Source organism: Lactobacillus jensenii DSM 20557 (assembly GCF_001436455.1).
Classification (GTDB): domain Bacteria; phylum Bacillota; class Bacilli; order Lactobacillales; family Lactobacillaceae; genus Lactobacillus; species Lactobacillus jensenii.
This window is the reverse complement of record NZ_AYYU01000005.1, coordinates 16,609-30,897: the sequence shown is the minus strand read 5'-3', so window position 1 is coordinate 30,897 and position 14,289 is coordinate 16,609. Positions and strand designations below refer to the sequence as shown.

The 14,289-nt window shown below is 33.6% G+C and carries 9 protein-coding genes; 5 read left to right on the top strand and 4 right to left on the bottom strand.

Annotation, left to right across the window (positions count from 1 at the left end; all coding sequences use genetic code 11):
• The first annotated feature begins 42 nt into the window (after window positions 1-42).
• Genes FC45_RS02330 through FC45_RS02320 form a run of 3 tightly spaced genes read left to right on the top strand, consistent with a single transcriptional unit; the run spans window position 43 to window position 3,107 of the window.
• Entirely contained in the window at window positions 43-765 is a 723-nt protein-coding gene (locus FC45_RS02330; RefSeq protein ID WP_006584794.1) for a hypothetical protein, read from the top strand.
• Window positions 755-1,726 carry a hypothetical protein gene (locus tag FC45_RS02325; protein WP_006584793.1) on the top strand — a complete coding sequence of 324 codons (972 nt, stop codon included), beginning with the start codon at window positions 755-757 and terminating at the stop codon, window positions 1,724-1,726. The genes FC45_RS02330 and FC45_RS02325 overlap by 11 nt, the downstream gene beginning before the upstream one ends.
• A complete protein-coding gene (locus FC45_RS02320) occupies window positions 1,719-3,107 on the top strand; it encodes an RsmB/NOP family class I SAM-dependent RNA methyltransferase (RefSeq protein WP_048588131.1) in 1,389 nt (462 codons plus the stop codon). The genes FC45_RS02325 and FC45_RS02320 overlap by 8 nt, the downstream gene beginning before the upstream one ends.
• A gap of 68 nt (window positions 3,108-3,175) precedes the next feature.
• Here the strand turns inward: FC45_RS02320 and fni are convergent, their stop codons facing one another.
• The 4 genes from fni to mvk are packed head-to-tail and all read right to left on the bottom strand — an operon-like array spanning window position 3,176 to window position 7,201.
• Window positions 3,176-4,198, bottom strand: coding sequence for a type 2 isopentenyl-diphosphate Delta-isomerase (fni, locus tag FC45_RS02315; protein ID WP_006587865.1), 1,023 nt, complete (start codon window positions 4,196-4,198; stop codon window positions 3,176-3,178).
• The gene (locus FC45_RS02310; protein WP_006584791.1) at window positions 4,198-5,286 is read right to left on the bottom strand and encodes a phosphomevalonate kinase; all 1,089 of its coding nucleotides are present in this window, start codon (window positions 5,284-5,286) and stop codon (window positions 4,198-4,200) included. The genes fni and FC45_RS02310 overlap by 1 nt, the downstream gene beginning before the upstream one ends.
• Before the next feature lie 38 nt (window positions 5,287-5,324).
• The gene (gene mvaD / locus FC45_RS02305; protein WP_006584790.1) at window positions 5,325-6,287 is read right to left on the bottom strand and encodes a diphosphomevalonate decarboxylase; all 963 of its coding nucleotides are present in this window, start codon (window positions 6,285-6,287) and stop codon (window positions 5,325-5,327) included.
• Window positions 6,287-7,201: a mevalonate kinase gene (gene mvk / locus FC45_RS02300; RefSeq protein WP_006587864.1), complete on the bottom strand. Its 915-nt coding sequence runs from the start codon at window positions 7,199-7,201 to the stop codon at window positions 6,287-6,289. The genes mvaD and mvk overlap by 1 nt, the downstream gene beginning before the upstream one ends.
• A 55-nt stretch (window positions 7,202-7,256) precedes the next feature.
• Between mvk and FC45_RS02295 the strand changes: the two genes are divergently transcribed.
• Both FC45_RS02295 and addA read left to right on the top strand, forming a co-directional pair.
• Entirely contained in the window at window positions 7,257-10,712 is a 3,456-nt protein-coding gene (locus tag FC45_RS02295; RefSeq protein WP_006587863.1) for a PD-(D/E)XK nuclease family protein, read from the top strand.
• Window positions 10,705-14,265 (top strand): helicase-exonuclease AddAB subunit AddA, encoded by a 3,561-nt coding sequence (gene addA / locus FC45_RS02290; RefSeq protein ID WP_006587862.1) that lies wholly within the window; start codon window positions 10,705-10,707, stop codon window positions 14,263-14,265. The genes FC45_RS02295 and addA overlap by 8 nt, the downstream gene beginning before the upstream one ends.
• Window positions 14,266-14,289: the final 24 nt, after the last annotated feature.

Sequence of the window (14,289 nt, the reverse complement as noted above, 5' to 3'; positions counted from 1 at the left end):
TAAGTTGATTGAATGGTAAAATCCTATTAAGGATATAGAAAGATGACTGATTTTTTAACAAAATTAATTAAAATAGATAGTGAATTGAATATTCCCAAACTACATCAACAGGTTAGTGAGATTAGACAAGTCTGTTCAAAATTAGATAAAAAAGAATTGCCAGAATCTCAAATTAAGAAATTAGGTTTGGTTACAGAGCAGGAGAATAAAACTAAGAAAGTTCAAGTAGCCAATAATTTACTTAATAGTTTTCGACAGTATTTGTCTTTACATTATGGCTTGTGGTCTTTGCCTAATATTCAGACAGCACAAATAATCAAGGAAAAATATAATGTAACTAGTGCAGTTGAAGTTATGGCTGGCAATGCAGCTTGGTCTAAAGCTTTAAGTTTGGCAGGAATTAAAGTTAAGGCTAGTGATAATTTAGTTTGGTCAAAAACTTCAAAGACTGGTAAAAATTGCTTTTATCCGGTTGAAAATTTAGATGCTAAAACTGCAATAACTAAATATCAAGATTGTGATTTGATTATTTGCTCCTGGGCACCAAATTTTGGACATGCTGATATTGATTTAATTAATACTTGGAAAAAGTTAGAACACAAGCCTAAGTTGCTGTTTGTTGGTGAGGAGTTTGGAGTAACTAATTCTGAAGATTTTTGGCAAACAACACCATTCAGTGAAAATTCAGCATTAGTGGCAGTTAATGCTAGTTTTTCAAGTTTTGACTTTATTGAGGAAAGATTTTTTGAGATAGATGAAGATTAAAAAGACATTTTTGGGGATTTTTTTGCTTGCTTGTTTTTTAATAGCAGGAGTATTAGTTTCAAATATTCAAAGTATAAGTGCCGATCAAGTGTTAACTGCTAGCGGATTATCAAGTTATTCTAGAAATTTAAAAACTAAAAGCAAGATTGAGATTAGAACACTGTTAAAGTACATCACTGAAAAATACCCTAATGAAAAAATAACTTTAGAATTAACTAATAAGTATGATCAAGACCAAGTGTTAATTTGGTCAAATTATCAAAATGAGTTATTACCAGTTGCAAGGGGACGTTATTTTAACCCTGAAGAATTTGATGGTGTGGTGACATTTGGGATTGTATCACCGACCTCAAATATTCAGATGTTAACTACCCAAGATAATAAATACATTGTGCTGGATAATCGTTATATTTCTGTAGTCGGGACATTAAAAGAAGTTAGTGATAATATTCAAACAAAGTATTATTTGACAACAGGGCTTAACCAAGCCAATTCCAAAAATCGTCTTAATAATTTTGATATTATTATTGATTCGCCATCTAATCGAGTTATTCAAGGTATAAGTAAATATCTCAATGGTCAAGTGACTTTTTCAGAATTAGTTTCAACACATCGTAGAACGCACTTTATTCGGGCGATAGCATTCTCAATTTTGCTGGGAATTATAGTATTGTTTGCTGGACTAATAGCAGGGGCCTGTGCAATTATTAATCATACTTATAAACAAATGGATGGAATTGACCGGCCGTTAAAGAAATACTTTATTGCTACCAAATTAGGTAGATTCGCCTTCATTAATCTTATTATGGGATTCGTATCTTATATTCTTTTAACTTGGAGATTGTATTTTACTAGTTTAGATTATTTAATAATTTTGATGACATTGATGATTGTCTTAAATATTGTGATTTATATGTTGGTTGTAGTCTTTTTGAACAAAAGAAAGGAAAAAATTGGATAAATTAGTTTTACCTAAAGAATTTATAGATAAATATCAAAAACTATTAGCTACTAAGGCTAGTAGCTTTTTTACTGCTCTTGAAGCAGAGCCTAAAAAGGCGTTTCGTTTGAACCCATTAAAGGCTAATTATCAAAAAGTAAGCTATGACTTATCTGAACCGGTTAATGGAGTAGAAGATGCTTATTATGGAGAAATAAGTGGACGAGATATTGAGTGGGTTAGTGGTTATGTTTATTCACAAGACCCTTCCGCCATGTATCCAGCTGAAGCACTAGGAGTTAAACCTGGACAGAAGGTTTTGGATCTTTGTGCAGCTCCAGGCGGAAAATCAACTGCTTTATTATCCGCTTTAAAAAATGAAGGCTTATTAGTTGCCAATGAAATTTCAGCTAGTAGGGCTAAGAACCTGCGAGAAAATATTGAACGCTGGGGAGCTAGCAATTGCTTAGTTACTAATGAAGATACAAGCCAACTAGCTAAGAAGTTCCCCCACTTTTTTGATGCGATTTTAGTTGATGCACCATGTAGTGGTGAGGGGATGTTCAGGAAAAACCATGATGCAGTAACTTATTGGAGTCAAGAATATGTTCTTGAATGTAGTAGTCGCCAAAAAGAGATTTTAAATGAAGCAGTTAAGATGTTAAAAACGGGTGGCAGTCTATTATATTCAACTTGTACTTATGCTCCAGAAGAAGATGAAAAAATTTGTGCTTATTTGGTTAATAAATTAGGCTTTAAGCTAGTTAAAACTAAAGTTAATGTGGCAAGTGCTGGAGTACCCGCTTGGGGAGAAAATCTTGCTGGAATCGAATATGCAAGGAGATTTTGGCCACAAGATGAGATAGGTGAAGGGCAATTTTTAGCTAAATTTATTTTATCTAAAGCTAGTGATACTGAAGAAAATATTGATGACTTCAAGCAAAAAAATAAGAAAAGAAGAAAAAAAGCTGGCAAAAAAGTAGAAATTTTTACCAAGGCAGAGAAAGAGCTAGTAAAGGAATTATTGGCTAGCTTTAATTTACCAGTAAGCTTTGACTTTAGTAAGGCAGCTAAGAGTAATGATCATGTTTATATTCCGGCTGTAGAAGATACTTCTCAAATAAAAGTATTGAACAATGGATTAGAACTGGGAATTTTGAAAAAGGGACGTTTTCAGCCTAGTCAGCAGTTAGCGCAATATTTAGGTCAAATGCAGCAAGAAAGAGTTGTTGAATTACAAAATCAAGCTGAATTTGAAAAATACTTGCATGGCGAAACTGTTAAAACGGAAAAGAAGTTAAAGGGGTTTGTACTAGTTAGTTATCAAGGTAAAATCTTTAGTTTTGGTAAAGTAGCAGGGCAAGTAGTAAAAAACTTTTATCCTAAGGGATTGAGAGTCTGAATGTAAATAATTTAAATTATGTAAAATAATAATTTGAAAATAAAAAAGCAGGTAAATACCTGCTTTTTTTAATCATCAACTGCAATTTGAATAAATTCTTTCCATAAGCCCTTAGTTAAGGCATATTTAACCTTAGTCGCTTCATTCACTTTATTAATTCCAAAGAGGGCAAATAACCCAGCTAATTCGTCTTCGAAACGTAATACCGTTTCAACTAACCCATCTTCGCCGCCATTTTCGTAGACTTGTAAGAATAAATTGGCAATTCCAACAGATTTAGCACCTAAGACAAGACACTTCAAAATATCTAAAGCGTTCCTGATGCCTCCTGAGGCAAAGAAGTCTATACCACTATCTTGAGCGATTAGAGCAGATTTAACAGTTGAAAGTCCTAATTCATCTAGATAGGGTAAAGGATGGCTAGAGCGTCCATTTTCAATCTGGGCAAAGTTAGTACCACCAGCTCCACCAAGGTCAATAAGATGAAAATCATTTTTTTGTAATAAATCAATGCTCGACTTATCAAAGCCAAAGCCAACTTCTTTAATAATTACGGGGATATCTACTTCATCTCGGATAGCTTTTAATTTATCAAGCCAAACAAAATCGCGGTCACCTTCTGGCATTGCCAATTCTTGAACAGTATTAATATGGATTTGTAAGGCATCAGCGTTTAATTCCTTAACTATATTTTTAGCAATGCTAGCTGGGGTATTAGGGTTAACATTGGCAAAGAATAAGCCATCTGGGTTTTCTTCTCTGGCAGCATAAAAGCTAGCTAGTTGATCTTTTTCTTTAGCTAAGATACTACTTGATCCAGTAGCAAAGGGAATTTGACCAATTCGACTAGCTTTTCCAATCGCGCGATTAATTTCTTTTGATTTTTCAGAGCCACCAGTCATTGCATTAATATAAAAAGGCGCCTTGACCTTTTTACCTAAAATTTCACAAGCAATTGTGGCTGGTGAAACGCAGCTTTCCGGAAGGGCAGGGCGTACTAATTCAATACGATCAAAATCATTTTCTTTTATAGCGAAATATTTTTTAGCTAAAGCTAAATGTTCTTCTTTTCTTTTTGAGTGATTTGACATTATTTTTCCTTGGTTTGATTTAATATATGAACATGAAAATCAAGTGGTAAAATACCCGCTTTAAGCCATTCAGCTTTTAAATCAGCAATTTTACCATTGTGATTGGTAATAACAATTCCACAGTCACCATTTCCAGCACCAGAAGTTTTAGCAGCAAAGCCGAACTTCTCAGCAATTTCAATTAATTCAGTCAATCGAGGAATTTCAATCGCTATATGATTTAACTTTGCAAAGTGAGCCAATAATTTTCTGTTTACTCGAATTTGTTCCTGAATAAGACTAATATTATGCTGCTTAAAACCGGCAATCATTTTTAAAACACATTGTCGTGAATTAGTTAAGAATGCTTCATATTCTTGTTGGAAATTTTCTTTTTGGGCATTAGTTTCATCAACTAAGCGAGAAGTTGATGCAGGCTTTTGACTCCAGCCAATGACTAATTCCATTCCTTCAGGAGGAGTTAACAATTGAACTTGTAAGCCTGGCCAAGCTTCAGTGAGGACATCGCTGAGTTTTTTAGTTGCTAATTCATGTTTAAGCCAGTCTTTATCAAATGTTTGGTAAGCTAGCCAACCGCCATATACACTTGCAGCAATATCACCAGCTGAACCATTTCCTTGAACGGAATAGTGACTGATTGCGGCTAACTTGTAGACTAGGTCATGTTTTCGCTCAATTCCATAAAAGGCTAAGATTGCCTTAACAGTTGCTACAGTAACAGCAGCAGAAGACCCAAGTCCATATTTGCGTCCATCTTTACTATCTAAGTCTGAATTAACATGTAAATCATATACTTTTAGTGAAGTTCCATTCTCAAGTAAGTATTGTTCAGTAAAGCGAATTGCAGCCAAGATATATTCAAAAGGATTATCACGATTGTCAATTACCATCTTATTGCCTTGACGGCGCCAATGAATTGAATCTTGTGAGTATTGCTTTGAATGAATAATTCCAGTATTACCGACTGCAGCTGAAATAGATACACGTACAAATTGATTGAGTGCGACAATAATCGCTGGACAATTTTGTTCTAAAACAGCATATTCACCAGCAATATAAAGCTTGCCAGGTGCTTTTTCTGTAATCAAATTATCTTCCTCGAATCTTTATAAATTAATTTTTGAATTTAATATAAATAGGTGATTCCCGGTCCGAAACCAGCTTCGACTATTTTAACATTAGGTAAGATATTTTTAACATATTTTTTTATATCAGAGCAAGAATTTTTCTGACAAAGAATCTTAACATTAGGTCCAGCATCAATTGTATAGTAGCATTCAAGCCCATTATTACGAAGCTCTTGAATTAGTTTAATAATTTCTAAAGTTTCATTTGCAAAATATGTAAAACCCGGTTGAGCGGCTAAGTTTATCGCATGCATTTCACTGGCACTAAGTTCGGCTAGTTGGCCTAATTTAGTGAAATCATTATTTTTAATTGCAGTTTCCATTTGCTCTATTTCTTCGTCATTGCGGGCAATCCAAGGCTTGAAGAAAGGAGAGGTCTGCGCTAATTTCATCCCTTCAGTTGATGAAAGTTTTTTTTCAGCTACATTCACTTCAACAGCCAGTAAGCGTAAATCCATTTGTGGTTTTTCTTCGATCACCTCAGCAAATGAGTTGGAACTATTAGTGCCTTTGTTCCACTTAACAAAGCCTCCATACACTGATCTAGTAGCACTCCCTGATCCTAATCGAGCTAAAATTGAAAGTCCTTTTGTAGAAATAGATAAATTATATGCTTTTACAAAGCTAGCTGCTAATGCCGCAAAGGCTGAACTTGAAGAAGCAAGGCCAGCTGCAGTAGGTACATGGTTATCACTGATAACGTGAAAATTACCAGAAACATTAAAGAGCTTTTGCAAGCGTTCAACATAAGCAAAAACTCTGTTAGCAGCTTGGCCTGTAACTTCTTGCCCATTTAAAATAAATTTTTTATCTTCTGTATCAATTATTAAACTAGTGTCAGTGTAAAAAGCGTCTAAAGTCATTGAGATGCTTGACATTAAAGGTAGACGTAAGTCCGCATCTTTTTTTCCCCAATATTTAATTAAAGCGATATTTGTATGCGCACGTGCAGTATTTTTCATTAAATTTCCTCAATCCAGTAATTACTAATTAACTTATGACTTTTGTTGGCGATAGCTTGAGCTAATTCTTGATTAGAGCATAGAGCAATAACAATACCACCTAAACCACCACCAGATAATTTAGTACCATAAGCCCCAGTATCAAGAGCTATTTGACACAAATGGTCAATTTTAGGAGTTGAAACTTTTAGCTTTGCAAGATATTTCTGAGCTTGTGTAAATGCATTGCCAACACATTCTGCATCCTGATTTAGCCAGGCTTTTTTAACTTGAACAGTTAAGTTACCTAAATTTGTTAGATTTTCGGCTTGCTTTGGCGAGTTAGTAACTTCATTTTTAACCAATTCAACTGCTTCTTTAGTATTGCCTAAATCACCAGTGTCCATTATTAATAATGTCGCATTTAATTTTTGCTTTAGTATTTCAACGCCTGTTTTTTTGTTGAAAAAGACTAAATAATCTGAATTAACAGTAGCGCTATCAAGACCTGAAGCTTTACCATGATTAATAGTTTCGGCATGATTAGTAATTGCCATAATTTCTTGTTCACTTAAGTTTAACTGGAAGAAGTCATTTAAGGCCTTAGTTGTTCCTAACGATACAGTAGCGCTTGAACCTAATCCTCTTTCAATTGGAATTAAACCACGATAACTAATTTTTAAGTAGGGGCTATTAGGCTTAAGTGTCAAAAAATGTTGCAAAATATATTTAAGACCGGCATATTCAGATGGCGCTTTAAAAAAATCTCCATGATAGCGATCTGTATCCATATAATGACAGGGATTGTTGTTTTCACTTACAGTAGTTTTAATATTTAAACTTTGTATAGGCATGCTTAGAGCATCATAACCGTAAACAACAGAATGTTCACCAATCAAAATTACTTTACCATGGGCTAAATAACTTGTTTGCAAAAAAATTCCTCCAATAATGCTTATGGTAAAATTAAGACCATAAGGAGTTTGAACAATGCTAAAAATTTTAACTGGGCGTCAAAGTGACCCATTACATGAAAAAATTCTGGCTGAAGCTGTAGAAAATTACGAGCAAAATCCAGAACTGGAAACTTTTATTATCGTTCCTAATCATATTAAGTTTACCACAGAAATTGAAGCAATAACTAAATTAGCCGGATTACGGCGTAAATCTGAAGCTTCAGTTAAGAATTTGCACATTCTATCATTTTCTCGTCTGGCCTGGTTCTTTTTACAAGATCGTCCAGAAGTATTGAAGCCAGTTATTGATGAAGCAGCAAGTAGCATGCTTTTAGAAAAAATAGTAACAGAGAAAAAGAATGAATTAATTTTATTTAATCAATTTTCTCAAAATTCAGGTTTGATTAAACAAATCTACCAGTCTATTAATGAAGTAAGTAATAGCGATTTTGATTTAATTGAAGCACAAAATCAAGTTACTGATGAAGAAACTAAAAACAAATTACATGATTTAGCTATTATCAAAACAGCTTTTGATGATGCTATTGCTGAACGATTTATCACTAAGCAAGATTTTTTGAATGAGATGAATATTTTTCTTGCCGGTAATAATCGACTTAAGAACTGTAGCTTTTATTTTGTTGATTTTTCTCAATTTAATGGAACTGAACAAGTAGCTGTTGAACTCTTTAGCAAACAAGCCCAAAAAGTTGTACTTGCTTTTGCTACTGAAGATGGAAAAATCAAAACTGCACCTGAAGCTGGCGATTATGATTATGTTGTTCAAAAGACTATAAAGAAATTACAAAGGCGGATAATTTTTTCTCATGAACAATATGAAAGTCCAGTCAAGGATTTAACGGCTAAGCAGCTATTAGACCATTATTGGACAGGTGATTTAGAGAGTAATGAGCAGACAAAGCCAAATGTACAATTAATTAAGGCTGATTCTCGCTATGATGAAGCATATTTTGTAGCTCGGACAATATATCAACAAGTAAGCTTGAATAAGTTTAGATATCAAGACTTTTTAGTTTTGGCACCTAATTTACATGAATATGAAACTTATTTAACTCCTATCTTGCGTCAAAATGGAATTCCATTCTTTAATGATTTACAAAAAGAAATGAAATACCACCCACTGGTTATTTTTATTGAAAGTTTACAAACTATTCTGGAAACTGGTTTTGAGTCAGCAAGTTTATTTGCTTTGCTCAAGACAAGATTATTTATTCCGGCTTTTTATCATGATGAAGCAGCATTTTTGCGTGATGTAGATGAATTAGAGAATTTTGTTTTGGCACATGGAATCAACTATTATTTATGGAATCGTCCATTAACTAGCTTTGTAAAGATCAAACGACCAGTTATTACTCTTGATAAAAGAGCTACTGAAATTGAACGCTTAGAAAAGCTACGTCAAGTTATCATTAAAGAGTTGAGTCATTTTATTGAACAATTTAAAAAGACAAGTGAAGTTAAGGCTGGAGTTAAGTTCTTTTTTGATTTTTTAGTAAAAATAGGGCTTACTAAGCGGTTGGAAACATGGAGAAAGCAGGCAATTGACAAAAATGATTTACAAGCAAGTCAAGAACCTAAGCAAATTTGGGATTTGCTACTTAATTTATTAAATGACTTTTTATTAATAAATAAACCTGAAGAAGAATTTTCAGCTAGTGATTTTTTGAGAATTTTAATTTCTGGATTTAAAGAAGCTAATTTTGCCCAAATTCCAGCCAGTCTTGATGCAGTGTCATTATCTGAAATGGGAATGGTGCAAGCCAAGAATTATAAAAATGTTTTCATAATTGGAGCAAGTAGCAGCAATTTACCCCAAATTAGTAATACTCCCGGCTTTTTGACGAGCGAGAACTTAGCCCAGATTAGTAGCGCAGATACTGATAATGCATTAGAGGATCGGCAAGAACTAGCCAATCTTGATCAAGATTATCAATTTGGCGCTTGTTTAACTTTGGCAAGTAATTGGGTATATGTTTCATATCCATTTTTAAATACAGCTAATGAATCGATTCAGCCTTCTACTTATTACACTAAATTGCAAGAATTAGGGGCTAGAGAGTTAGAACAGGCTGATTTACCTAAAGAAGATGCTAGTGATATTTTAAGCTTTACAACTAATGCAAAGGCTAGCTTAGGATATTTAACTAATCTTTCACCAGCTTATCAAAATACGCTCCTAGATTTAGCTAAAAACTATGCGCCACAAAAATATTCTCAACTAGTTAAAGGACGCAATTATAATAATCAACCCGTTAATTTGGGTGAACAACTAGCTAGGGAATTATATGGGGTGAAGTTGACTTCATCAGTATCACAACTTGAAACTTACTATCAAAATTCATTGGAATATTTCTTTAATTATGGTTTGCGTTTAAGACCTAGAGCAGAAAACGAACTTGACGTAATTCAAGCAGGTAATTATTTCCACCAAACTTTTGATTATTTGGTTAAATATGCGCATGCTCAGCAAATAGATTTAGCTACTTTATCTAATGATCAGATTTTAGCTGCATTAACTGAAGTTAGAAAGCAGATTCATCAAGAAGGTAGCTATGAACAATTATTATCTGAGCCATTTAATCAATATTTATTTACTAGTTTAGATAAAACAGTCAATGCAGTGGCCTTTAATTGGAAAAAACGCATGGCCCAAACTCCATTTAGACCAGCGTATTCTGAATTAGCTTTTGGTAGTGGAAACAAGCTAGCAGGATTGAAATTTAAACTTGATCAGTTAAGAGAAATAGATTTACGAGGAAAAATTGACCGTGTTGATTTAGCCCCTTATAAAAATGAACTACTAGGTCAAGTTATTGACTATAAGTCTTCCAGCAAAAACTTTGATTTAGCATTATTCGCAAGTGGAATTAGCCTACAAATGGTTTCATATCTTGATGTTTTAGCAAAAAATGCGAGTTTCTTCGGAAATGAATCACTTGATTTATTGGGGGCCTTTTACCAAACAATTACTAAACAAGTTGAACGATTAAATAAGGCTGATCAACTTGATAGCAATTTCTTACCTAAAAAGGCTTTAGAGCAAGCTAAGCAACGTTTAGTTTATTCAGGTTTACTTGTAAATAATGAAGATTATATTTTGACAGCTGATCCAGAACTAAAAGAGCCTAAGGTTAGCTCCAAGCTGTATAAATCTGTACGTTCAAAAGCTCGTGGTGGGTTAACTTTACCAAGAGATCGTCATTTTACGGAAGATGAGTTGAAGTTAGTTTTACGCTATAACGAATATTTAATTAGGAAAGCTGGAAGGGCAATTTTAACAGGTGATTTAGCTCTTAATCCATATCAATATGGACAAGAAAATGGCCTGAAATATTCTAGCTACCAAGATATTTTCTTTTTTGATGCCAAACTTGCTGAAAATAGCTATCGAAAGATTAATAGCTTAGATAAGGCCAGTTTTATGCAATACATTAAGGAAATTCTAGAAAAGGAAGAAGATAATGGTTAATTATACAAAAGAGCAAGAAGCGGCCATTAATACACGAGAAAAAGACATTCTAGTTTCAGCATCAGCTGGTTCAGGAAAAACAATGGTATTAGCTGAACGAGTAATTAAGTTAATTAAAGATGGTACTAGTTTAGACAATCTATTGGTTATTACTTTTACCAAAGCGGCTGCAAACGAAATGAAGGAACGGATTAAGCGTGTTTTAAATGAGGAAATTGCTCAAAATAATAGTCGTGAGCTAAAGAGAGAACTTTTGCGAGCTGAAGTTGCAAATATTTCGACAATTGATTCATTTTGTTTAGATGTTGTTCACCGCTTTTATTATGTAATTGGACTTGACCCCAGTTTTTCAGTTTTAACAGACGAAACGCAAGCCGCATTATTAAAAGAAAAAGCCTTGCGTGAACTTGAAAAAAAGGCCTTTTCTAATCAGGATAATCCATACCGAATCTTCTATGATAATTTTGCTGGAGATCGGGATGCTAATGGGGCTAGAGAATTACTACTTGATTTGTATAATTATGCGATGGCACGTCCAGATTATGACTTATGGCTTGATAGTTTAGCTAAAGATTATGAACTAGCCGATGATTTGAGTCAGGCACCTTTCTTTGTAAAGGTTATAAAGCCGTATCTATCTAAAATCTTAATTGAAATGACAGACAAAGTTGATAAGATTTTGGCTGATCCGTTTAATGAAGCGACTGAACTTGAAAAAATCATGAAAGACTTTTTGAGCTTTAGTAAGAGATTGGCTCAAGCTGAAACTAGTTTGGAAAATGGAAGTTTTGATCAGATAAGGGCTAGTTTACAAGATTGTCAATTTACTGAAAATCCTCGTAAAAGTCCCAAATGGGATGAAGATATTCTTGATAGATATGCTAGTTTAAGTCAAGTTAGAACAGAATTACGAGAACAAGTTAAGTCATTGTTTGCGGCCTTTTTTGTAGTTGATAATGAAGAACAAACTGCAGTAATGAAGCAGTCCAGTATGATTATTAAGGCAGTATGTCTAGCAGAAAAAGAGCTGATTGCTACTTTTAATTCATTAAAGCGTAAACAAAATTTACTTGACTATAGCGATATGGAACAGTTGGCATATCAAATTTTGACAAGTGATACAACAGCTGGTCACTTAGCAAGACAGTTTTATCAGAATAAATTTACTGAAATTTTAGTTGATGAATATCAAGATATTAATAAGTTACAAGAGCGTATCATTCAATTAATGAAGTGTGAGCATAACAACTTATTTATGGTGGGGGATGTTAAGCAGTCAATTTATGGCTTTCGACAAGCAGATCCTAGTTTGTTTCTTAATAAATATCAGAAGTTTGCGGAAGATTCATCCTCAAAGCGGATAGTCTTAGCTGATAATTTTCGTTCAACTAAACCGGTTACCAAAATAGTTAACAAGCTATTTAATCCACTTTTAACGCCCGATTTTGGTGGGATTGATTATCAAAATGAAGGTCAGCTAAAGTTTGGAGCAAGTTATTATCCAGATAATTTGCCAGCAGCAAGTGAATTGCTCTTCTATGATAAAAGTGAAGCTAGTGATGAAAGTAATCAAATACAGCTTGTCATTAACCGAATTAAGCAGTTGATAGATGAAGGGTTTGAAGTATTTGATGTAAAAACTGGTCTTAAGCGGCCAATCGAATTTTCTGATATTGCAATTTTAACTCGAAGTCGCAGCCAAAATCTTGATTTGCTTAAGCAGTTTGCCCAAAATAATATTCCATTATTTGTTTCAGATGTAGCTAACTATTTTCAAACTTTTGAATTAACCATCATTATGAGCTATTTGAAGATAGTTGATAATCCTGATCAAGATATTCCACTAGTTGCAGTTCTTCGTTCACCAATTTTCAACTTTAAGGAACCTGATCTTGCTAAGATTAGAATTAAGTCACCAAATATGAGTTTTTATTCAGCACTCACTAACTATGTTTCTGAAAATGATGAACTAAGTAAAAGAATTAAGGACTTTTTGAATCAGCTTGCTGATTTACGTGATTTTGCACTTAATCATCGAATTAGTGAAACTATTTGGAGTATTTATGCTCGAACAAGTTTATTGGAAATTGTGACAAGTTTACCAAATGGTAAGCAGAGAAGAATTAACCTTGAAAACCTTTATGAAAGAGCTAATTCTTATGAAAGTGCGGGATTTAAAGGATTGTATCAATTCATTAATTTTATAAATCGTATGCGCAAAAATCAAAAAGATTTAGCACAACCGTTACTTAGTAAAGAAGCAGAGAATAGCGTCCAATTAATGACTATTCATGCTTCAAAGGGGTTGGAATTTCCAGTTGTCTTTTATTTGGGATTAGAGCACCAGTTCCAAAAGAGCGACTTGTCTGGCAATTATATAATTAGTGGTGATAGTTGTGGGATTACTGTTGTTCGTTCAGATTGGCGAATTGATTCTTTAGTTAAAGCAATGGGCAATGTTACAAAGCAAAAGCAATTGCTTGAAGAAGAAGCTAGAATTATGTACGTGGCAGTAACTAGAGCCAGACAAAAATTAATTTTGGTAACTAATTTCAAAGACTTTGCAAAAGATACAGACAATCTAAAAGCTAGCCTGGCTAATAACGGTTCATTAACATTAACTAGTGAATTAGCAGCGCAAAAACCGGCAGATTTGCTTTTACCGCAGCTTGACTTAGCGCATCACTTTATTAATCAAATTACTGATTTACAACCAGAAGTAGAAAGTAAACAAGACTTCTTAGTGGTAACAGGGGATGCGACAGTTGTTGAATTAGCTAAAGAGACAAATATGGACGAAAAAGGTGAGGTAAGTGAATTTATTGTCAAAAATGTAAAAAAACTGTACGAAGCTACTTATCCATTTAAAGATGCAACAACAACAACTGCTTACCAATCTGTTAGTGAACTGAAGAAAGCTTTTAATGATCCAATTGATGATGAATTAGCAAATTCACGATTTATCAAATCAGCTAATCGCTATTTGCAAGACATTGATACTAGACCAGGCTTTTTATTTGAAGATGGTTTTACTGGTGCAGAGATTGGAACGGCTATGCACTTAATTTTGCAGTTCTTTGATTATCAAGGAAATACTAGTGTTGAAGCTGAAATAGAAAGATTAGTTCAGTCTGGAAAATTAAATTCCAAAATTGTCCCTCATTTGCCAATAGCTGAAATCACTTGGTTTGTAAATAGTGATTTTGCCAAGAAGTTTTGGAATGAGCCAGGTAAGTTAAAGAGGGAAGTTTCATTTTCGAGTTTATTGCCAGCTGCAGATATTTTTACGCCTTTTTCAGATCCTAATGCAAAAATTTTAGTCCATGGAACAGTTGATGGATATTATCTTGATGATGATGGAATTATTTTATTTGACTATAAAACAGATTATGTAAATAAAAATCAATTAGCACAATCAATAAATAAAATAAAAGATAAATATACTGGTCAATTGCGACTTTATGAACGGGCCTTAAATCAACTAGGTCAGGAAAAAGTTAAAAGTAAATATTTGATTTTGCTTGATGCTCAGAAGATTGTAGAAGTTAAGTAGATTTAATGGTGTATTAAAAGCGAT

Coding starts and splice junctions, on each gene's coding strand:
- FC45_RS02295 (WP_006587863.1), top strand. CDS start 7,257: ATGCTAAAAATTTTAACTGGGCGTCAAAGTGACCCATTACATGAAAAA.
- addA (WP_006587862.1), top strand. CDS start 10,705: ATGGTTAATTATACAAAAGAGCAAGAAGCGGCCATTAATACACGAGAA.
- FC45_RS02325 (WP_006584793.1), top strand. CDS start 755: ATGAAGATTAAAAAGACATTTTTGGGGATTTTTTTGCTTGCTTGTTTT.
- FC45_RS02330 (WP_006584794.1), top strand. CDS start 43: ATGACTGATTTTTTAACAAAATTAATTAAAATAGATAGTGAATTGAAT.
- mvaD (WP_006584790.1), bottom strand. CDS start 6,287: ATGAAAAATACTGCACGTGCGCATACAAATATCGCTTTAATTAAATAT.
- fni (WP_006587865.1), bottom strand. CDS start 4,198: ATGTCAAATCACTCAAAAAGAAAAGAAGAACATTTAGCTTTAGCTAAA.